This window comes from Bacillus sp. JJ1609, assembly GCF_036967045.1.
Taxonomy (GTDB): Bacteria; Bacillota; Bacilli; order Bacillales; family Cytobacillaceae; genus Mesobacillus.
In genome coordinates, this window is record NZ_JBALSS010000006.1 from 66,651 (window position 1) to 88,152 (window position 21,502).

Annotated in this window: 17 protein-coding genes and 1 pseudogene; 17 read left to right on the forward strand and 1 reads right to left on the reverse strand. The window is 41.7% G+C overall.

Going from position 1 to position 21,502, the window contains the following annotated elements; all coding sequences use genetic code 11:
• Positions 1-86 precede the first annotated feature (86 nt).
• Together V7654_RS04955 and V7654_RS04960 are read left to right on the forward strand one after the other, a co-directional pair.
• Positions 87-635, forward strand: coding sequence for a GNAT family N-acetyltransferase (locus V7654_RS04955; RefSeq protein ID WP_335428962.1), 549 nt, complete (start codon positions 87-89; stop codon positions 633-635).
• A gap of 177 nt (positions 636-812) precedes the next feature.
• On the forward strand, positions 813-956 hold the full coding sequence (locus V7654_RS04960) for a hypothetical protein (RefSeq protein ID WP_335428963.1): 144 nt from the start codon (positions 813-815) through the stop codon (positions 954-956).
• A gap of 553 nt (positions 957-1,509) precedes the next feature.
• Here the strand turns inward: V7654_RS04960 and V7654_RS04965 are convergent.
• Positions 1,510-1,656: pseudogene (locus V7654_RS04965) on the reverse strand (cupin domain-containing protein); the annotation flags it as partial.
• On the opposite strand from V7654_RS04965, the gene V7654_RS04970 reads away from it, so the two are divergent.
• From V7654_RS04970 to V7654_RS05040, 15 genes are all read left to right on the forward strand, one after another.
• On the forward strand, positions 1,653-2,573 hold the full coding sequence (locus tag V7654_RS04970; RefSeq protein WP_335428964.1) for a protein-ADP-ribose hydrolase: 921 nt from the start codon (positions 1,653-1,655) through the stop codon (positions 2,571-2,573). The pseudogene V7654_RS04965 and the gene V7654_RS04970 overlap by 4 nt on opposite strands.
• Positions 2,570-3,538 (forward strand): zinc-binding alcohol dehydrogenase family protein, encoded by a 969-nt coding sequence (locus V7654_RS04975; RefSeq protein ID WP_335428966.1) that lies wholly within the window; start codon positions 2,570-2,572, stop codon positions 3,536-3,538. The genes V7654_RS04970 and V7654_RS04975 overlap by 4 nt, the downstream gene beginning before the upstream one ends.
• Positions 3,539-3,558: 20 nt before the next feature.
• Positions 3,559-4,518, forward strand: coding sequence for an ABC transporter ATP-binding protein (locus tag V7654_RS04980; RefSeq protein WP_335428967.1), 960 nt, complete (start codon positions 3,559-3,561; stop codon positions 4,516-4,518).
• Complete coding sequence (locus V7654_RS04985; protein ID WP_335428970.1) at positions 4,515-6,035, forward strand: ABC transporter permease/substrate-binding protein; 1,521 nt, start codon at positions 4,515-4,517, stop codon at positions 6,033-6,035. Before V7654_RS04980 ends, V7654_RS04985 begins: the two co-directional genes overlap by 4 nt.
• 391 nt (positions 6,036-6,426) lie before the next feature.
• Positions 6,427-7,146: a hypothetical protein gene (locus V7654_RS04990; RefSeq protein WP_335428972.1), complete on the forward strand. Its 720-nt coding sequence runs from the start codon at positions 6,427-6,429 to the stop codon at positions 7,144-7,146.
• A gap of 252 nt (positions 7,147-7,398) precedes the next feature.
• Positions 7,399-9,531: a DNA helicase RecQ gene (gene recQ, locus V7654_RS04995; RefSeq protein WP_335428974.1), complete on the forward strand. Its 2,133-nt coding sequence runs from the start codon at positions 7,399-7,401 to the stop codon at positions 9,529-9,531.
• A 149-nt stretch (positions 9,532-9,680) separates the two neighbouring features.
• Positions 9,681-10,160 (forward strand): hypothetical protein, encoded by a 480-nt coding sequence (locus tag V7654_RS05000; protein ID WP_335428977.1) that lies wholly within the window; start codon positions 9,681-9,683, stop codon positions 10,158-10,160.
• 111 nt (positions 10,161-10,271) lie between these two features.
• A complete protein-coding gene (locus tag V7654_RS05005) occupies positions 10,272-10,769 on the forward strand; it encodes a hypothetical protein (protein ID WP_335428979.1) in 498 nt (165 codons plus the stop codon).
• 177 nt (positions 10,770-10,946) lie between these two features.
• Entirely contained in the window at positions 10,947-12,299 is a 1,353-nt protein-coding gene (locus tag V7654_RS05010; RefSeq protein WP_335428981.1) for a TrkH family potassium uptake protein, read from the forward strand.
• Positions 12,300-12,470: 171 nt separating this feature from the next.
• Positions 12,471-12,935: a BsuPI-related putative proteinase inhibitor gene (locus V7654_RS05015; protein ID WP_335428983.1), complete on the forward strand. Its 465-nt coding sequence runs from the start codon at positions 12,471-12,473 to the stop codon at positions 12,933-12,935.
• A gap of 116 nt (positions 12,936-13,051) precedes the next feature.
• A complete protein-coding gene (locus tag V7654_RS05020; protein ID WP_335428986.1) occupies positions 13,052-13,396 on the forward strand; it encodes a DUF3221 domain-containing protein in 345 nt (114 codons plus the stop codon).
• A gap of 69 nt (positions 13,397-13,465) precedes the next feature.
• Complete coding sequence (gene rlmD, locus V7654_RS05025) at positions 13,466-14,836, forward strand: 23S rRNA (uracil(1939)-C(5))-methyltransferase RlmD (protein WP_335428987.1); 1,371 nt, start codon at positions 13,466-13,468, stop codon at positions 14,834-14,836.
• 414 nt (positions 14,837-15,250) lie between these two features.
• A complete protein-coding gene (locus V7654_RS05030; RefSeq protein WP_335428988.1) occupies positions 15,251-15,919 on the forward strand; it encodes a Type 1 glutamine amidotransferase-like domain-containing protein in 669 nt (222 codons plus the stop codon).
• Positions 15,920-16,892: 973 nt separating this feature from the next.
• A complete protein-coding gene (locus tag V7654_RS05035) occupies positions 16,893-20,579 on the forward strand; it encodes a DEAD/DEAH box helicase (RefSeq protein ID WP_335428989.1) in 3,687 nt (1,228 codons plus the stop codon).
• Positions 20,572-21,306, forward strand: a complete 735-nt coding sequence (locus V7654_RS05040; RefSeq protein ID WP_335428990.1) for a hypothetical protein — start codon at positions 20,572-20,574, stop codon at positions 21,304-21,306. Before V7654_RS05035 ends, V7654_RS05040 begins: the two co-directional genes overlap by 8 nt.
• Positions 21,307-21,502: the final 196 nt, after the last annotated feature.

Below are 21,502 nucleotides of genomic sequence, written 5' to 3' on the forward strand. Positions count from 1 at the left end.
CAGGATCCTATTAAACTATGACGCTGAACTTTACTTTAAAAGAAGCAAAGGGTACGTCCCTCTGCTTCAACGCTAGGGGAGAGAATATGTTTTTACATAAAATCGATGAAGAATTATCTTTGAAATTAATTGAATTGCAGGATGCTGAGAGGGTTTTTGAATTGATCGATCGTTCAAGGGAGTACTTGAGGGAGTGGCTGCCATGGCTGGATTTTTCGATGAAGGTTGAGGATTCCAAGGAATTCATTGCAGGTACTTTGAAAGGATACGCTGAAAATAAAAGTATCACGACTCTAATTTTATACAAGGGTGAAATCGTCGGTACAGCAGGCTTCAACAGCCTTAATTGGTCAAACAAGACCGCCTACATAGGTTATTGGCTTGGGCACGAATACCAGGGCAATGGAATCATGACGAGGGTGGCCAAAGCGCTGACTGATTACGCGTTTGAGCACCTCGATCTCAATAAAGTTGAAATCAGGGCGGCTGTAGAGAATAAGAAAAGCAGAAGCATTCCTGAACGTTTGGGATTTGTGGAGGAAGGCAGAATCAGGCAGGCGGAATGGCTCTATGATCATTTTGTAGATCATGTGGTGTATGGCGTTTTGGCGGAGGAATGGAAAGCGAAAAAGTAAAGGGGGATTTAGCTGATGAAGGCACTCATGGTGATTGACGTCCAAATGGAATCAATAGCAATATCAAAAACGATATACTATAAAAAAACTAACTTGTAAATTTTTTACTATAATGGGTGATGAATTAAATTTTGCCAATCTAATTACCGCCCAATACATAAATAAGGAGCTAATGAGATGGTCGATTTTTCAAAAGAACTGAAAAGACTAATGGAAAAGCATCCAGTCCTTACAGCAGTTGGGTTAACAATATGGATTTGGTTTGGATTCTACCATCTGGGAGTTAACGTTGGCGAGTTTCTTGCCAATATAAAGAATTAGCCCAAGAGTGCGTTGATCAATGAAGGATGGAAGGTTAATGCTTTTTGTTGGAATGCTTATTAAGATACCGAGGCAGGTTAGTGAAACAATGAAATGTATATTTATGGTGAAATTAGAAGGGTATACCTAAATGGAGAGGGAATTATGAAAAATAAATACCTACTAACGTCATTTGTTTTATTTATTATTTGCTTAATAACTTGGCAGGTAACAGGATCTTTATCGGAAAAGACGAGTGATATGGATACGGTCACTTCAATTGCGATTTTTAGCTTTCTAGGAACAATTCTTTCTCTTACGATTACTATAGTTTTTTTGTTGATAGCAATTGTGTCTAAGTTGAAAAATAATAGCCTAGAAAGGTAAAAATAACTGGTTATCGCTCTAAGGTCTCATTCACTTCAAAACCTAAGATTGTGAAAAATTGTACTAAAGGAAGCATGGGGACGTATCTTATGCTTCCATTTTTAATAGAAGCTTTCATCTATAATACTATGACACTGAACTTAACTCTAAAAGAAGCAAAGGGAACTTCCCTCTGCTTCATTTCAAATTATAATTGATTATACGTTTCATCATTGACTGCTTCTAACCAATCGGTTTCTCCTGGTGTAAGGGCTAAATGTACAAACCAGCTGTCTTTTGTGGCTCCATGCCAATGTTTAACGTTCGGTGGAATATTAACTACATCACCAATTGGAACTAGCGGAATATTCTTCTCTCATTCAATTAGAAAATGAGTACACATCTTCTTTGCTTTCTTTAAATCATATAGATGAAATGATAAACGAGTTAATAGAGATACTATTAAAAGAAAATGATGAACTAAGAAAGGTTGATATCCCACGTCATTATGATGGCAAACGAAACCTATTGAAAGGGTTATTAACTGTCAGAGAACCAAATCCTCTTAATTTAGCTTTTCTAGAAAAATTAGATTCCCTTTTACAAACAGAACGAAAGGAAAAAGGTATTGTGGAAGTTAAGCAACTTGGAACGGTTTCAGATATAGTTCCTGATAACCCGTTTAACCATTCAGATCAATTTATTTTATGGCAAGGTGATCTTACACAATTAAAGGCAGATGTAATAGTAAATGCCGCAAATAAGTATATGCTTGGGTGCTTTCAACCGTCACATGCTTGTATTGATAACGCAATTCACTCCGCTGCAGGTCCACAGCTTAGGGAAGACTGTAAAACAATCATTTCTATCCAAGGAGGTTTAGAGGAAACTGGCGGTGCTAAAATAACAAGAGGCTATAATCTGCCAGCAAAATTTGTTCTCTATACAGTTGGTCCCATCGTGTCAAAAGGAACAGAATTAACAGAAAAACCAAAATCGGAATTAGCTACCTGTTATATTTCCTGTTTGGACCTTGCAAATGAAATAGAAGAAATAAAAACAATCGCTTTTTGTGCGATTTCAACGGGTGTGTTTGGTTTTCCAAAATCAGAGGCTGCCAGCATTGCGGTCAGGACAGTTGATGAATGGTTAAATACACATCCCAATCATTTTGAAAAAATTATCTTTAATGTCTTTAGTATCGATGATTACAACGAATACCTAAAAACTTTTCAACGCCAGGATTTTAGTAAAGGAGGCCACTTAAAATGAAAGCAGTTGTTTTGGAAAAGCCATGTACCGCACAGGAATTAGCAGTAAGGGAAGTGCCAATTCCTAACGTGAAGCCTGGCTGGGTGCTGGTGAAAATAATGGCATTTGGAATAAATCGTTCAGAGATTTTTACAAGACGTGGAGAATCCCCATCTGTGAAATTGCCCCGAATTATAGGTATAGAGTGTGTCGGAGAAATGGCAGATCCTTCTGATAGTTCTTTTCAAAAAGGACAAAGAGTGGTCTCTTTAATGGGCGGTCTTGGGCGTGAATTCGATGGCAGTTATGCGGAGTATGCCCTTATTCCTTCCACTCAGGTTTATCCGATAGGCAATGAGATGGACTGGGTAAAGTTGTCCGCAATTCCAGAAATGTATTATACAGCCTATGCATCGTTATTTGACGTGCTAATGCTAAAAAGTGAAGACACCCTTCTGATACGTGGAGGTACCAGCTCGGTAGGATTAGCAGCATTGCAGCTTGCAAAAAGTATTGGAGTAACGGTTATTTCCACCTCTCGCACTAGAAGCAAAATAGAATTATTAAAACAACAAGGTGCTGATTATGTATTATTAGATAAGGAAAATATACAAAAACAACTCCATTCCATTTTCCCACAAGGGGTAAATAAAATATTGGAACTAGTGGGAACGATCACTTTGAAAAATTCGCTGGGAATGCTCGCTGAAAAAGGGATCCTATGCATGACGGGAATATTAGGAGGCGAATGGGTGTTGGAGAATTTTGAACCTATGGTGGATATTCCTTCTGGATCGTATTTTACTCAGTTTGACAGCGGGGCAAATTTTAAAGAGAAATTGCTTTTCGATTTATTTCATCATATCAACCAATTTCAGATTGAAGTACCTGTAGCAAAGGTGTTTACATTAGATGAAATTAGTCAGGCTCACCTCCTAATGGAAAGTAACACTGCGAACGGGAAAATTGTCGTTGTTAACCCATAAAAAATATAAGGAGTCTAAAAATGATTCGATTTGAAAATGTATCTAAACAGTTTAATGATGGTACTGCCGCCGTTAAGTCATTGAACCTTACCATCAATAAAGGTGAATTTTTTGTTCTCATTGGGCCTAGCGGCAGTGGTAAAACCACGACTCTAAAAATGATTAATCGTTTAATAGACATAACGGATGGAACCATATCCATTAATGGGAAAAAAATAAGTGACTATGATATTCATGAGCTTCGGTGGAATGTAGGATATGTACTTCAGCATATTGCCCTATTTCCTCATATGACCATTGAAGAAAATATAGCTGTTGTTCCCGAAATGAAAAAGTGGAATAAAGAGAAAATCGCTAGTAGAGTAGACGAGTTGCTAAAAATGGTTGGATTAGACCCTGTCACATATAAACACAGAAAGCCCAGTGAGTTATCTGGCGGGCAGCAGCAAAGAATAGGAGTTGTAAGAGCATTAGCAGCCAATCCAGAAATTATTCTTATGGATGAACCTTTTAGTGCCCTTGATCCTATAAGTAGAGAGAAACTACAAGACGATATTTTAAATTTACAAAAAACAATTAAGAAAACCATCGTTTTCGTCACTCATGATATGCAAGAAGCTCTTAAATTAGGAGATCGTATTTGTATTATGAAAGAGGGAGAAATTGTGCAAGTCGGCACTCCGAAAGAATTGATCTATCATCCCAAAAATGATTTCGTCAAAGAATTTATTGGGGATGTGGATCATAAAAATTTTGATTTTAACCTAGAAAAAGTTCTCTCTCAAACCCACGATGAAAATTTTGATATAGAAAGAATGCCCATTATACCGATAAAAAGTTCACTTCATGAAACCTTAGAAGCATTGTCAAAACAAGACCAGATAGGTGTTGAAATAGACGGGAAAATAATCGGTTATTTAAATAGACAGAGCCTGATACAGAATCTGCTAAATAACATGAAAGAAGGTGAAAAAGAGTGAACAATTTTTATCATACCTTTTTAACAAGAAAAGAGGATTTGTTAAATGGTCTATTAAAGCATATTGAAATATCATTTGTTGCACTCTTTTTTGCTTTGTTCATTGCAATTCCGCTTGGAATTTACCTTACAAGAAACAAAAAATTGGCTGAGTATGTAATTGGAATAACGGCTGTATTTCAAACAATTCCGTCATTAGCACTATTAGGTCTCCTTATACCACTTGTTGGTATCGGAACAATACCTGCCATTATTGCTCTGGTCATTTATGCTTTACTTCCCATACTAAGAAACATATATACGGGAATAAAAGAAGTTGACCCCAATCTAATCGAAGCTGCTAAAGGGTTAGGTATGAATAATCGAAGATTGCTTTTCAAAGTAGAGCTTCCTCTTGCTATGCCAGTTATTATGGCTGGTATAAGAACAGCAATGGTTCTGATTATTGGGACAACTACTATCGCTTCCCTAATTGGAGCGGGTGGATTAGGAGATTTAATTATCGTTGGTATTAACCGCAATGATACCAATGTAATTTTACTCGGAGCGATTACAGCAGCACTATTAGCTTTATTTTTCGACTTCTTACTAAGAAGAATGGAGAAATTACCTTTTAAGAAATCGGTGATCTCGGTTGCATCTGTCATTATTGCAATGTTTTTAGTCATAACAGTGTCAACTTTAAACCAACCAAAAAAAGCGGATATTATCATAGGCGGTAAAATGGGTTCTGAACCAGAAATCTTAATGAATATGTATAAACTATTAATAGAACAAAATACTTCCCTTACTGTTGACCTTAAGCCAAATATGGGGGGAACAATGTTTGTCTACAATGCTTTAACATCTGGAAACATAGATATTTATCCTGAATTCACGGGGACAGCAATAATAGAATTTTTAAAAGAACAACCAAAAAGCACGGATCGAAATGAAGTATACGAACAAGCCAAAGAAGGATTATTAAGCAAATTGAATTTAGTTTTGCTTAATCCAATGAAATTTAATAACACTTATGCTTTAGCAATTCCTTCTTCTCTAGCAAAGAAGTATGACCTAAAGACCATTTCAGATTTAAAACCAATAGAAGGAAGTATAAAGGCTGGCTTTACGCCTGAATTTCCAGAACGTCAAGACGGGTATCTGGGGATTCAAAAACTCTACGGAATCCAATTCTCTAAGGTAAATATCATGCAACCAGAATTAAGGTACGCTGCTATTAAAAAAGGAGATATAAATATAGTAGATGCATACTCAACAGATAGCGAGATCCAAAGGAATAAACTGGTCGTATTAGAAGATGACAAGAATTTATTCCCTCCGTACCAAGGAGCACCCTTATTAAAGAAAGAGACTTTAGAAAAATATCCAGAGTTAAGATCCATTTTGAATAAACTAGCCGATAAGATTACAGATGATGAAATGAGAAAAATGAATTATGAAGTCGCAGTAGAGAAGAAAAAAGCAAACAGGGTGGCAAAAGCGTTTTTGGAAAGAAATAATTTACTTAATAAATAGCATTTCTGAAGAAGCATGGGGACGTACCTTATGCTTCATTTTTTTTTAGAAGCTTCATCGGATCCTATAATACTATGATGCTGAACATTACTCTAAAAGAAGCGAAGGGTACGTCCCCATATCCAACAAACCAAAGGTGCATTGATCGGAGAATGATTAATGTACTTTTTTAATGGGCTCTACTATTATGATACCGGGAAGTTGAAGAAGGATTTTTCAATCTCCTTTGGATTCAGAACCCCCTATCCTTCAGAAGTCCAGATACAGTTGTTGAGAATGAGGATTTATTCTCCATTGGATAATTGGAAAAAAGGCTAGTTCTGTTTTGATATTATTCTGGTAAAATGATTTGGTCTAGCTTCATAGAAAATACTTTAGGGGGAGTTACAAATTGAAAGATGTATTAGGGTTTTTAAAAAAGAGATGGAAGTATATATTAACAGCATTGATTGCTCTTAGTATTGGAGCGGCTGGTGGTCCTTCACAAGTGCAAATGGATAGTGCGAATGCTAAGGTGGATGAATTAGAGAAACAGCTGAATACGAAAACAGAAACAGTAGCAAGCCTAGAAACCAAAAACAAAGGTTTACAAGCGAAAGTAGATGAAGCAGCTCCGTGGTTTAAGATACAAGAAGATGAGCGGAAACGAAAAGAAGCTGAAGCTAAGGCCGCCGAAGAGAAACGTTTAGCGGATGAAAAAGCAAAACAAGAAGCAGAGGCAGCGGCTAAAGCTAAAGGGGAAGCGGATGCAAAAGCAGCCGCAGAAGCAGAAGCTGCACAATCACAACAGCCAATTACAGCTGAAAAAGTGAAAGAAATTGTTGAGGATTATTCTGTTGGAGAAAATGAAAATTTAAATGACTTTTCTTTTGAAAATGGAGAGATAAAAGCAACTGTTGTGTTAGCTCCCAGTGAACTATTTCCTGCAAAGGATTTGGCAGTTAACGCATACAGTCAATTATCAGATGAATTACTATACCATGAAGGCTGGCAAATACTGACTATTACATATGCTAATGTAGGGACTATTAGAATGAATCGTAATGAGAAGGAAACGAATGATTTTGGCGATTATTTCCCGACACTGGAAATTGAAGAAAGATTAAATTGATAAAAGGTGAAGCATGGGGACGTACCTTATGCTTCCATTTTTTTATAGAAGCTTTATCGGAACCTATAATACTAGGGCACTGAATCCTACTGTAAAGAAGCAAAGGGTATGTCCCTCTGCTTCTATTTTAATGCGTTTTCCATTGGGATTTATAGCCGTATCTGGTACAATGAAATAGTTACTCCACCCCTTAGTTCCTCTCGAAATCTCCTCAAACCAACCGAATTTTACATTGAAAGGAGCCCGCCTATCATGCTTCAAAAAGCCCGTGAGTTATTGCAAAATCATTTTGGTTATTCTTCATTTCGCCATGGTCAGGAACAGGCAATTAGTTCTGTACTTGACGGAAAAAATACGGTTTGCGTCATGCCTACTGGCGGCGGTAAATCGATTGTCTATCAAATTCCTGCCCTCGTGCTGCCAGGGACGACGATTGTCATTTCACCTCTCATCTCTTTGATGAAGGACCAGGTCGACACGCTTGTACAGCATGGCATTCCAGCGACCTATATCAACAGCTCGCTGACTGCAGGCGAAGCTGCTGCAAGGATGGACGATGCGCGCCGAGGAAAGTACAAGCTATTGTACATTGCACCTGAACGTCTGGGTTCATGGGAGTTCATGGACGATCTTCAGGACATGGATATCCCGTTGATTGCAGTCGACGAAGCGCACTGTATTTCGCAGTGGGGCCATGATTTCCGGCCGAGCTATTTGCACATCTCAAGTCTTGCTGACCGTCTGCCAAAGCAGCCAATCGTGCTCGCCTTAACGGCAACGGCTACACCAAAGGTTAGGGAGGACATCTGTGCCTCGCTAAAAATAAACCCTGAGAACACGGTCATTACAGGGTTTGAACGGACAAACTTAAGCTTCTCGGTCATTAAAGGCCAGGACCGACAAGCGTTTATGAAAGAATTTGTAAAAAAGAACGAAAAGGAAGCTGGCATTATCTATACGGCGACAAGGAAGAATGTCGACCAGCTTTATGAGTGGCTGAAAAAAGAAGGTATTAATGCAGCCCGCTATCATGCAGGTATGAATGATGAGGACCGGAACAACGAGCAGGAGCGATTTTTACAGGATGAAGCAACGGTAATGGTCGCGACCTCGGCATTCGGAATGGGTATCGATAAAAGCAACATCAGGTACGTGATCCACTTCCAGCTGCCGAAGAATATGGAGAGCTATTACCAGGAGGCCGGCCGTGCCGGGCGTGACGGGCTGGACAGTGAATGTATCGTGCTTTATTCGTCGCAGGATGTTCAGGTTCAGCGCTTCCTGATTGATCAATCAGCAGATCGCGAGCGGATTGCTCCTGAGCTTGAAAAGTTGCAGCAGATGGTCGGCTACTGCCATACCGAGGAATGCCTGCAGTCTTACATTCTTCATTATTTTGGCGAAACGGAAACGACTCCGTGCAGCCGCTGTGGCAACTGTACGGATGCCCGCGAAACGCAGGATGTCACGAAGGATGCCCAGATGGTGCTGAGCTGCATCATCCGGATGGGCCAGAAATTCGGGAAGGCGATGACCGCGAACGTTCTGACTGGTTCGAAAAATAAAAAAGTCATCGAGTTCCGTCTTGATAAACTGCCGACATATGGCTTGATGAAGGATCGGAACGCCAAGCAGGTGAATGACCTGATTGAATTTCTGATTTCCCAGGAGCTGATTGGCGTCGAGCATGGTTCGTTTCCAACCATCTTTGTGCCAGCGAAGGGGAAAGAAGTTCTTTTAGGCAAAACTCAGGTGTTCCGTAAAGAAGCGGTCCAAATCAAGCAGGTTTCAAATGATGATCCATTGTTCGAGGAGCTGCGGGCCCTGAGGAAGACGGTGGCGGAAAAGGAAAAGGTGCCGCCATTTGTGATTTTCTCGGATTCAGCTTTGAAGGACATGTGCCTGAAGCTGCCTTTAACAGATGATGAGTTCCTTAAGGTCAGCGGAGTCGGTGAGCACAAGCTGACGAAGTACGGAGCGCCATTTATCGAGAGAATCATAGAGTTTTGCGAGGAGAACCCGGAGCGACAGCCAGTGCTGAATGCTGTTGCAGAACCACCTAAGTCAGCGAGGAAGAAAACCGTAGGCGACTCTCATCTCGAAACGTACAAGCTGCATCAGGAAAAACTGTCTGTAAGCCAGATTGCTTCACAGCGTGAGCTCGCGGAAAGCACCGTGGAGAACCATCTGATCCAATGCATCCAGCAGGGAATGGAAGTCGATTATTCGCTGCTGATTCCTGCGGAGTACATCGGTGATCTTGAAAAAGCAGTTGCAGAAGCAGGACGTGACAAGCTGAAGCCGATTAAAGAACTACTGCCGGATGAAGTCAGCTATTTTATGATAAAAGCTTTCTTATATATGTCGAAGCAAAAAGTGAAGTAACAAGTGAAGTAACCAGTAGAGGTGGAACTGTTTAGGTTCCGCCTTTTTTGTATTCGTTAAAAATAAATATCACCCAAATTACGGTTTTTTTAAGAAAAACTGGCTATTTTTAATAAAAGAGTAGAATTCTTAAAGTGGGTGGAGTGTTCATGACGTCAAGGCGGCACTTTTTATTTAATCTAGCGATTACCATGATTCCGTGGTTATCGTTGTTATTTATAGGCAAGCGCATTATAAAACGTTATTCTTTTGCAGGCGTGTTTATTGTGATTTTTGAAATCATCAATCATCTGTATGGGCATAAGCGGAAGTGGTGGAAGTTTTATGATAAGCGCAAATCCTTCATAAAGGATGAACTTCCGTTTAGTGTTGGTCCTTACATGCCGCTTTCCATGTGGCTGCTGAAACTTTCGTACGGAAACTTTAAAAAGTTTGTGCTGCTTAATGTAATCGCCGATGGTCTTTTCGCTTTTCTGTTCATTGATGTACTGAAAAGGCTAAAAATCATCAGCCTAAACCGATTAAACCATTTTCAATTTTTCCTATACCTGCACTATAAAGCCTACCTGCTATATGGAGTCCAGTACCTGATCGAAAAATTTAGATTATCAAGATATAGGGCGCTGTAATACGGAAGCACGGGGACGGTTCTTCTGTTCTATTTTTAACTGAAAGGTTCAGTCATAGCGTTATTATTCCTAAGCGATGTAAAGTTAATAATTAGAGGGATTATCTGAATCATGAAGAATCTTAACGTAAGGCTAGAAAATCTGAAACTAGCAGTTGTCGCTGCAAGAGATCGGGGAGATGTCAGGATGCACCCAATTACCATAATCGAAATTTTAATAGCAATGGGGAGTGTGATCGGACTCCTTATTCTCGTTTATATTTTTCGGAAGAAATATCGACGGTTAGGGTTAATCCTCGTTTTTAGCCTGGCAATCGCTGAAATCACATTCTTCGCAGTGCGTCCATTCTGGATCGACTACCATGTCGCAATCAAAACCGAGCAGTTGGATGAGTATCTTGAAAAGAAGTACCCTGGTGAGAAATGGGAAATCAACAGGAGAATTGGCCGCCAATATGGTCCGTATCAATTAGAAGTCCGATTTGGAAATGAACAAGGCTGGGTGTATCTATATTCAGTAAATGAGAATAAAATCAACCAGGTTTCAGTCGGAGTGCCAGACGACGAATATTATGAAGCTGGGAAACATTACGAGGGATTAGGGGATTGAGAGAATCAGAGAACATGGGGACGGTTCTCCTGTTCCGTTTTTAATTGAAAGGTTCGGTCATCATGCATTAATGTGACGGACCTAAGCAAACCTGCTGAAGTTTATGCTGCAACGATTTGTGAAATAATAAAGGAATATGAATTGAAATAAACGTCTTTATTATACAAGGAGAACGATATGTCTTTTTTTCAGAAAATTAAAAGGCCAGGAATCGTAAATTTACAACCCGCTCATATCCTTTTACTCGGATTTCTAGCATTGATTATCATAGGCACCTTGCTATTCATGATTCCTGCCGCAACAAAGGACCGGCATCATTTAAGCTTTGTAGATGCGCTGTTTGAGGCAACTTCTGCCGTCTGTGTTACGGGACTGGCTGTTGTCGATACGGGAACGACCTTCACTTTGTTTGGGCAGATTGTCCTGCTTGCGCTGATTCAAGTGGGTGGCTGGGGGTTTATGACCAGCGGGATCTTGATGTTCATTGTCATGGGAAGAAGAATTGGCTATAAACAAAGAATGCTTCTTCAGGAGTCAATGAACGCTTTTTCACTGCAGGGAATCATTCAGCTGCTTAAACGAGTCATTATCATAACTTTAACGGTAGAAGCCATTGGTGCAACTGTGCTGGCCATTCGTTGGTCAAAGGAAATGAGCGTTGGCCAGGCCATCTACTATGGAATTTTCCATTCCATATCAGCTTTTAATAATGCGGGATTTGGCCTCGAACCAGATAACTTAATGAAGTGGGTGGGGGATCCCACTGTGAATATTGTGATTACAGGATTATTTATTGTGGGCGGAATCGGTTTCTTTGTTATAGCCGATATATTTGAAAAGAAAAATCTTATGAAAATTTCCCTTCATACAAAAATAGCGGTAACGGTCACTTTATTGCTTAATGTTCTCGGTACTCTCCTGATTTTTGCCCTGGAATATAATAACCCGGCAACTTTGGGAAGTCTTGGAACAGCAGATAAGTGGTGGGCGGCTTATTTCCAGGGGGTAGTCACACGTACTGCAGGCTTTAACACGATTGATATCAGCCAGATGACGTTAAGTTCCCTGGTCGTGATGATGGGCTTTATGTTTATCGGTGCATCATCAGGATCAACAGGAGGCGGAATCAAAGTCACCACCTTTGCGATCTTGATGTTAACGCTTTGGGCCGTTGTGACGAATAAGGAAGATATCAATATCTTCAGGCGGAGAATCCCGAGTTCCCTCGTATTCAGGTCTTTATCCATTGCTGTTTCTGGAATGTTATTCATCTTCGTTATTTTCTTTTTGCTCACACTGACGGAGCAGGGAACGGAAATGCATCTCCTTGCGTTTGAAACCGTATCAGCGTTCGGAACCGTAGGGCTCAGTGCCGGTTTAACCCCGAATTTAAGTGACTGGGGCAAAATATTAATTACCATCATGATGTTCATCGGCCGTGTAGGGCCCCTTACAATGGCATTTGCCCTGGCAATCCATAAAAAAGACGCAAACCTCCGCTACGCCGAAGAAAAAATCCTCATTGGGTGAACATGGGGACGGTTCTCGTGTTTCAGTTTTAAAGGAAACTCGGGGATGGTTCTCCTGCTACTTTTGAATGAGTGGAACTTTTTATTTAAAGGTTCATGTAACATTTCGCTCAACTTCTCTGACAAATAGAATGAAGGTTAATTTTAATGAACTCATCAGGAGGAGCGGGCGATGAAAAAGTTATCGATCATACTATTGCTGCTGGGAATTTTGGTTTCGGGATGCGGGACCGAGGACAGGGTAGCAAATGATGAACCAGTTAGTGGTACTGGTGGAGGAGGGCAAGGAATCGTGGCAGGAGAGATGGCTGCAAGCATGACCGAACAAAGTCCATTGATTTTTGATTATGAAGTAAAAAATCAAACGGAACAAGAAGTGACCCTTAAATTTACGAGCTCTCAGAGATATGATTATTCGGTTAAGACAATGGATGGTCAGGAAGTTTATCTTTTTTCTAGTACGGCGGCCTTTTTACAGGCTTTAGGGGAAGTGAAGATCAAGCAGGGAGAGACTTTGACCTATGTCATTGACCTGAAGGATCTTTCCCTCCAAAAGGGCGAATATACTCTTACCGTATGGATGACGCCAAAAGATGGGCCGAAATACAAGGTGACGAAAGAATTTACTGTGGAATAGAAGCAGTCGGTGTGCAGGGGACAGTTCTCCTGCTCTTTTTTATGGGCTCTTTTAGGCTGGGATGAGGGTAACTTTTTTTACATCGTAACGTCGAATTGGAAAAGGGGGAAATAGAGATGAAAGCGATGCAGTTCTTTTTTCTGCTGTTGGTAGCGATTTCGGTCATCGTGATTGGCTGTACAGGCAAGCTGGAAAATTCTGATTCCAAAGAGGGATTTATTTTAGAGAAAAAAGAGGGAAGGATCCTGGTGGTTCAGGATATTAGCCAGGAAAAATATAATGACATCAAAGATGTTTCGAGCGAGGCTCTGATCGACCAGGGCGGACTCAAACTCATCTGGGTAACCTATGAAAAATCGGATGGGTTCCAAAAAGGCGACCATGTGGTGTTCTGGCTGGAGGGGTCTGTAGCGGAGAGTTATCCGGAACAGGGCCGAGCCAAGAAAGTCGAAGCCAGATAAGCTTTTCGCAATCCGCCCTTCATTATGATAAAATCTGACTTAGCTAATTCACAGCAAAGGACGGAAAACATGAGCAAAACGATACCGGTTCAAAAAAACGATTATATAGATGTAGTATTTGAGGATTTGACGCATGACGGAGCGGGTGTGGCCAAGGTTGAGGGCTACCCGATTTTCGTTCCAGGCGGACTTCCAGGAGAGAAAGCAAAGATAAAAGTCATCAAGGCGAACAAAGGCTATGGTTTTGGACGCTTAATGGAGATACTCGAAATGAGTTCTTTCCGGGTGGAGTGCCCTGCAGAGGATGCCCATAAATACGGCGGCTGCCAGCTGCAGCATATCAGCTATGAGGGCCAGCTGAAGTATAAGGAAAATCAAGTGAAGCAAGTTTTGACGCGGATTGGCAAGCTAGAAGACGTGAAGGTTCACCCAATTCTAGGAATGGAATATCCATGGCATTATCGAAATAAGGCGCAGGTGCCGGTTGGCGAGAAAGACGGCAAGCTGATCGCAGGCTTCTTCAAGCCGCGCAGCCACGAAATCGTCGATACGAACGAGAGCCTCCTGCACCTTAATGAGATTAATGAGGCTGTCCAGGCGGTAAAAGAAATCGCCAGTGAACTTGGGATTCAGCCTTATAACGAGGAATCCCATAAAGGTGTGCTCCGCCACATTATGGCCCGCTACGGCAGGCAGACTGGCGAATTAATGGTCGTCGTTGTCACAAGAACGAATGACATTCCACATAAGAACAAGCTGGTCGAGGAGATTATTGCGGGACTCCCTAAGGTAAAATCAATCGTCCACAACGTGAACTCCAAGAAAACGAATGTGATCATGGGCGACAAAACAGAAGTCCTCTGGGGCAGCGAGGTCATCTATGATTTTATCGGCGACATTAAGTTCGCGATCTCTGCGCGTTCCTTTTACCAAGTAAACCCTGAGCAGACGAAGGTGCTCTACGATAAAGCGCTAGAGTACGCAGAGCTGACAGGCGAAGAATCCGTCATCGATGCGTATTGCGGGATCGGCACGATTTCGTTGTTTCTAGCGCAAAAAGCGAAGAAGGTTTTCGGAGTCGAAATCGTACCAGAAGCGATTGAAGATGCAAAAAGAAATGCAGAGCTGAATGGCATCACCAATGCAGAATTTGCAGTCGGTGAAGCCGAAACCGTTATCCCAGCCTGGTACAAAGAAGGCAACAGCGCGGACGTTTTAGTTGTCGATCCCCCTCGTAAAGGCTGCGACGAAGCACTTTTGCAGACCATTATTGATATGAAACCGAAGAAGGTTGTGTATGTGTCGTGCAATCCAGCTACTTTAGCGAGGGATTTGCGGATCCTTGAGGATGGCGGGTATAAGACGGTTGAGGTTCAGCCTGTTGATATGTTTCCGCAGACGACGCATGTGGAAGCGGTCGCGTTGATAGAGCTAAAATAGCTTGGTATTAGTGGGTTTAGCAGGTTTTAGTTGAATATTTAATTGTGTTTTATATTCCCTCGGACTAAAAAGTTTGGGGGATTTTTCTTTAGGGGTCTAACTCTTACGCAGAACTTGTCACTTGATGACTGTAACTTTGGAACAAATGATAGTTTATTAAAGAAATTGAATTTAGAAATTGTTAAAAGAACCCACGAATGGGAAGGGTTATATTTCGGTAGAGTCCAAGAATGATGAAGAAATTGAAATTAATGAATTAGTAAATAATATTGAAAATCTACTGAAGAACCAGTTGAATCTATCGGAAATTTGTTATACTTAAAAGGTGTACAATTACAATTTTCGGAATATTAAGTAAAATAACACGTGGTAAGTGTAATCTGTCAATACCACACAACGACAAGGAGTGGAGTTATGAAACTTCTGCTTACATCTGCTGGCATCAATAACAAAAGCATTCATGACGCGTTGGTTGACATTCTGGACAAGCCGATCGCCGACTCCAACGCCCTATGCATCCCCACCGCGATGTACGGACACCCCTGGGTTGGCCCCGGCGTCAAAGCTTGGGAGTTCATCAGCGGGAATGAAGATAATCCTATGGTAGACCTGGGCTGGAAATCCGTCGGCGTACTGGAGCTCACAGCGCTGCCAAGTATATGTGAAGACCGCTGGGTGCCACTGGTACGGGAGGCGGACGTCCTGCTGGTGGCGGGAGGCGACGCCCTCTACCTGTGCCACTGGATGCGGCAGTCCGGACTGGCAGACCTCTTGCCGTCGCTGCGTTCAGTCTATGTGGGAATGAGTGCTGGGAGCATGGTGATGGCACCTAACATCGGTGAATTCTTTGTTGGCTGGACTCCACCCAACGGTGGTGATAAAACGCTGAGTATGGTCGATTTTGCAATGTTCCCGCATCTGGATCACGAGATGCTGCCGTATAACACAATGGCTGCTGCAGAGAGATGGGCCGCCGGGATGCAGGGGCCGGCGTATGCAATTGATGACCAAACCGCCATTAAAGTGATTGACGGAGCGGTCGAAGTTGTCAGTGAAGGGAATTGGAAACTGTTTACGCCATGATCTTACTATGTTGCTAGCTTCTTGGTGCATCTCGAATGCACCCAGTACTTCAGATCAATGTTTAGGTATTCATCGGGATTCCGTGCAAGTACACTTGCAGAGAATAGAAGACTTCGATTTTGTTGATGCTTGATGGACTTGTTCGGTGACAACCTAGCAGTGATGTACTCGGAGGTCATGTTCATAAAACATTTGAAAACTTACCAGCACCCCATATGTTGTCACATACACTCAACGCATTGTGAGGCGGTCGCGAAAATCGAATTGGTATAAGCCAAAGAGCCTTATCCTATGATGGATAAGGCTCTTTTAGTAGCGAGAATATCACATATTGATTCGATTCTTGAATGATACGCAAGAAACACCCCTATTCTTCACTTTAGTCCGGTGTAAAACTGAAATGTTGTGCTATTTTTTACATTATTCTGGAATTCGCCTATTTCCATTCAGGCTAAAAGAAATGTAGTTTTATAGAAAATTTTGGGGTGTTTATGTGAGAAAAAGCTAATTAAAGGTTATCGGTTTTTGCAATCGTAGCTACTTTGATTCCAGCAATGATGGTTTTTGCTAACAATGAACCAGAGCTCGCGCCGGGGGAATGTGATTCCTTCCTTAATAGGGAATAGGAGTTTAATCATCGAGATGGGGGACAACAAGACCGGTTAATTCAGGTGGTACCACTACTCCATAAATTACCTGGAACATAAAGAAACCAAGACATTGCTGAATGAAAAGCAATGTCTTTTACTATGTAGAACACTTTCACCCCAAAAACATTATGCTATAATAACCTAGTTAAAAAACTGTATATACTTATAGATTAATTAACCATTTCAAAACTTTTTTTGTTAAAAAAGCAGGTGGATATATGAACAATACTCAAAATAAGGCATATCGTTGTCCGATAGCTTTGACCAATAAGGCAAAGAGTAAAATGCGAGAGGCTGGGTTAGATGAGCGATCGTTTTTTATATTGGAGAAATCGTTTTATGTTTATATAGAAAAGTATCCGCAATCGGCAGATGGTCTTGTTTCTGCTGCCTTGTTTTTTGACATTGAAAGAAACGAAAGACTGGCAGAGACATGCGATAGGTTTGTTGTCGTTTTACATTGTTTGGTAAAAGAGGATGGATTTGTTGCGACCAATGTAACGACGAGACCGACACATATCCCATTGCCGTCTAATTGGCGCCTACCGGCAAATCTTACTTTTGACTTAAATGTTCAAGGGAACGGACAGTTACCGTTTGGGTTACTGAACTTAATTCACAACATGCCGGTTGCCCAGGAAAGTTCTATGTATGTGAAAAAGCGTATTGCGAGTTGGGAAGGCTATCTGAAAATTCAGGAGCAGTCCGCAGATATTCCTGATATAACATCCCGCTATTCCACACTTTTATTCAATGATGACTTCAGTCGGGTAAAAATAACAGGCTGTGAGCTGAATGAAAAGGATTGGAAGTCACTCAAGGATATGAGCGTCAAGCTAAAGGGAATTGACCAGGAGATAGGAAAAGTTCTGAAAGCGAATCGTTCGGCTTCTACGGTTGAGGTAGAAATACACGGTTATATGGAAGGACAGGCCCGCAGGCAGCGGCTTGATGTACATCCTAAGGAAGTCATCTTTAGCAATTTTGCAACCTTAAGCCAGCTGAAAAGACTTCGGCAAGGGTTTAAGCAATTGGAAAACGGTTTGGCCGCGAATCCTGAACTGGAACGCCTTTTATTTGAAAATAAGCCGCCGGTCAAAGAGGTCAAAGCTCAGGCAAAGCTGCAGTTTCACAATCGATTGAACGAGTTCCAGCAGGCAGCTGTCAAAGGCGCTATGTCTGCTGAAGACTTATACGTCATCCAAGGGCCGCCAGGAACAGGAAAAACAACCGTTATTTCTGAAATCTGTCTGCAAAATGCGAAGGCGGGGCTGCGAACTCTAGTTGCTTCGCAGTCGAATTTAGCGGTCGACAATGCGCTTGGCCGATTGCTGGCATCTAAGGATATCCGAATCCTCAGAGTGGGGCGGACGGAAAGCATAGAAGAAGAGGGTAAAAAGTTCATCGAGGAGAATGTCGGACAGTATTGGAAAGACCATACGCTGCAGGAAGTTTCCAGCCAAATCGAAGCTCGAAACCAACGGGAAACCGAAATAGAAATGGAATGGGCTGCGAATGAACAAGAACAAGAGTGGCTCCAGCAACAGCTTGCACGAATAGAAGCGGAGCTTGAAGCAAAGAAGAAAGCACAGCAGCAGTATAACGAAGTTCAGTCATTTATTGAAGAACATAAAAAGAACATTCATGAGGTTGAACAGGAGGGGCAAGTAGTTCAGCAGCTTATACAGAGAATCGAACAGTCCCTACGTTTGTTAAATGAAACCATTGTTAAAGACGAAACTTTTCTGGTCGAAGAGCCTGATAGTGAATTGATCTCAAAAGAGTTGGAAGCCAACCAGCAAGAGATAATACAGCTGCAAGACAGTGTAGCCCTTCAGGTGCTAGAAGACGAAATAAATGAACTAAAACAAACTATAGACAAGGTTTCTGCTGAATGGGAGACATGGAAAGAGGCCGCGAAGCAGACGGAGGCTCTAACAGAAAGAATAATTGCCGCCAAAATATTCGACAGTTTAAAGTGGATCATTCTGGAACAAAACCTGACCCGCTCTCTACAAGTGCAGTCATTGATCGCAAAGCTCGATCACCTTCGCGAAAGAATCAATCAGCTGGATAAGTTAAAGGAATATAATGAAAAATTAAATCCTGCGATTTCGTATCTTGAACAGCTTTTGGGGGAGGAGAGGTACTGCAAGCTTCAGGAACAATTGAAAAACATGCCTCCCGTTGTTACGACAGCTCACGAAATTGACCAATTTTTAGAGAAACTGAGAAGTGAGTTAAAAGAAAAACCAACCATTCATCATAACAGGCTTGAAACATTTCTTAAGTGGCTATATGGCCGGAGACATTTCATTTGGCAAAAAGCGAACATGCTAAAACTGAATGATACAGATAAAAAATTGGCACAAGAAGCACTTCTTCATTTGAAACAGGAACTGATTGGCCAGCTTCAGCCTATTCTCGATGAAAACAAGATGATGCAACAAAAGTATCAGAGAGAGATGGACGAACAGACTACCAAGCTTACTTTCCTCCAAAACAAGCACGCACAAAAGATAGTCACAGCAGTAATGATTCCCAATGCAAAGGAATTGCTTCATGAAAAGGAAGCCAAAGAGTTTGAACTGCAAACCAAGAAAGAGCAATATGGGCAAGCCAAGCTCCGGTTAAAAATGAATCGCCAAAAACGGGAACAAGAATCTCTTCAGCTGCAGCAAGCAAAGCAGAAACAAACCGAAATCGGAGTCAGTCTTGCAAATCTCTCCTGCATAATGAAAGAAAAAGAAGCTGAACAAAAGCCACTACATGAAATCATTTCTTTAGAACCCGAAAAGGAGTACGAAGAGGTATTAAAGAAGCTGGCGAGCGTTTCTTTTACCCGGGAGTCGTTGAAACAGGAAAAGCAGAGACTACCGCTGTTCCAGTCAGTCCAGGGAATGTGGCAGTCATTGCTAAAAGAAGCAAATGACCATGACTTGAATGAAATCCGAAAGCTTTATGTGAAGCATGCAAATGTAATTGGAACAACATGTGTGGCCTCCGCCCGCAAAGATTTCATTGAAAGTTACCCAATTTTTGACGTTGTCATTATTGACGAAGTATCAAAAGCAACCCCGCCGGAGCTCCTTTTGCCGATGCTGAAAGGGAAAAAAATCATTCTGGTCGGCGACCATCATCAGCTGCCGCCTCTTTTGGGGAACGATACACTGGAGGAAACGCTGCAGGAAATGGCGGAAGAAAATGAAGACTTTGAAGGAAAAGCGGAACTTAAAAAGCTATTAAATGAGTCGCTGTTTGAGCGATTGTTTAAAAACTTGCCGAAAAACAATAAAACGATGCTTGCTATTCAATATCGGATGCATGAAAACATTATGGAAACCATAACGCCATTTTATATGCAAGAAAACGAACGGCTCCAATGTGGCTTAATCGACTCCGATTTGGATCGGGACCACAAGCTGGCATCACTGCTCATCCAGCGAAACAATCATCTCCTTTGGCTCGATATGCCGAACGAGCCTTTATTTTTCGAAGAAAGAATGAAAGGCGGAAAAAGCCTGTACAACCCGGCTGAATTGAAAAGGATTGGCGAATTGCTGAAGGAATTGGATGATGCAACGGCAGAGGCAAAGAGAGCTGGAAGAATGGAAACCAATGAGAAAAAAAGCATTGGAGTAATCAGTTTTTACGGAGAACAAGTGAAAAGGATCGACCGCATGCTTCAACAGGAGTTGCATTTGCCCCACTTAACGATCCGCACCGGGACAGTGGACAGATTCCAGGGCATGGAGATGGATGTGATTCTGTTAAGTATGGTGCGTAATCACGATAATAAGCAGGATGATATCGGGTTTGCCAAAGACTATCGCAGGCTGAATGTAGCATTGTCGAGAGCAAGAGAGCTGCTTGTGATGGTTGGCAGCACGAAGATGTTCACCGAGCGGACGAAACATAGGGATGCAAGAAAAATGTATACTCACGTTTTTGAAACTGCCAAAAAGCACGATGGATTGCGAACCCTTGAAGAGGTGAGTATGAATGGATAAATTAGAAAAGCAGCTACATGCGAATTTACTTAAAAATCCAGCTGTCCAAATCAAGAAAGCGGTTATCTGGCAATTCCCGGTGACCATTTATACTGTGGCGTTTAATCGTGTAAAACGGTCTAAAATGGACATTCTCATGAAAATGATGCTGCTCGCTATTGAAAAGGCCCAAATCCATCGCGCAGCCAATTTATCTCAACTGCTGCTGGTCGAGGAGCTGTTCATTGAAGATTTACTGAAGAAAATGCAGCGCACGGGTTTGATCACACTGGAAAAAGGAAGCTACAGACTGACATCGAGAGGGCACGAGCAGCTAAAGGCAGGGATTATGGAAGAAGAATTGGCAGAAGAGTCTGCAGTGCTTTCATACAGCCCGATTCACGATGAGTTTTGGCCAGAGATGACCGAGCCTTTGCCTGAAACTGACGGAGAGCTGTCGCTTTACAGGTATGGAAATCATCAGAACATCTTAGAGAAGGAACGTATTCTGCAAGTTCTCGCAGAGAGCGGAAATGGTGAGGATGAAGACGGCTTTCAAACAGTAGTGGCTGCTGTAAACAGCTTTGACCAGCAGAAAGTTGAACACATCCCATGCCTCGAATTTCAACTCTACAATAAAGAACAAGACAAATTCTATGCGCGTGTCTGGAATACCCTGCTCCAACGCTGGGATGAAACGTTCGAAAAGCAGATAGAAGAAAAAGAACGTCTGGTATGGCGGGAATAATATGCAGAAACACAAGGAAGCATGGGGACGTACCTCATGCTTCTTTTTATTAAGAAAATCTTTCATCGTATTTCAATACTTTTGTGCTGAACATAAGTCATCAAAAGAAGCAAAGGGTACGTCCTTTTGCTTCCCTTTGCTTCAATAGAATACATACGTTGTAGTTTCTCTTTTTCGTTGGCTCTGTTAAAGCCCA

Coding starts and splice junctions, on each gene's coding strand:
- V7654_RS04955 (WP_335428962.1), top strand. CDS start 87: ATGTTTTTACATAAAATCGATGAAGAATTATCTTTGAAATTAATTGAA.
- V7654_RS04960 (WP_335428963.1), top strand. CDS start 813: ATGGTCGATTTTTCAAAAGAACTGAAAAGACTAATGGAAAAGCATCCA.
- V7654_RS04975 (WP_335428966.1), top strand. CDS start 2,570: ATGAAAGCAGTTGTTTTGGAAAAGCCATGTACCGCACAGGAATTAGCA.
- V7654_RS04980 (WP_335428967.1), top strand. CDS start 3,559: ATGATTCGATTTGAAAATGTATCTAAACAGTTTAATGATGGTACTGCC.
- recQ (WP_335428974.1), top strand. CDS start 7,399: ATGCTTCAAAAAGCCCGTGAGTTATTGCAAAATCATTTTGGTTATTCT.
- V7654_RS05000 (WP_335428977.1), top strand. CDS start 9,681: ATGACGTCAAGGCGGCACTTTTTATTTAATCTAGCGATTACCATGATT.
- V7654_RS05005 (WP_335428979.1), top strand. CDS start 10,272: ATGAAGAATCTTAACGTAAGGCTAGAAAATCTGAAACTAGCAGTTGTC.
- V7654_RS05010 (WP_335428981.1), top strand. CDS start 10,947: ATGTCTTTTTTTCAGAAAATTAAAAGGCCAGGAATCGTAAATTTACAA.
- V7654_RS05015 (WP_335428983.1), top strand. CDS start 12,471: ATGAAAAAGTTATCGATCATACTATTGCTGCTGGGAATTTTGGTTTCG.
- V7654_RS05020 (WP_335428986.1), top strand. CDS start 13,052: ATGAAAGCGATGCAGTTCTTTTTTCTGCTGTTGGTAGCGATTTCGGTC.
- rlmD (WP_335428987.1), top strand. CDS start 13,466: ATGAGCAAAACGATACCGGTTCAAAAAAACGATTATATAGATGTAGTA.
- V7654_RS05030 (WP_335428988.1), top strand. CDS start 15,251: ATGAAACTTCTGCTTACATCTGCTGGCATCAATAACAAAAGCATTCAT.
- V7654_RS05040 (WP_335428990.1), top strand. CDS start 20,572: ATGGATAAATTAGAAAAGCAGCTACATGCGAATTTACTTAAAAATCCA.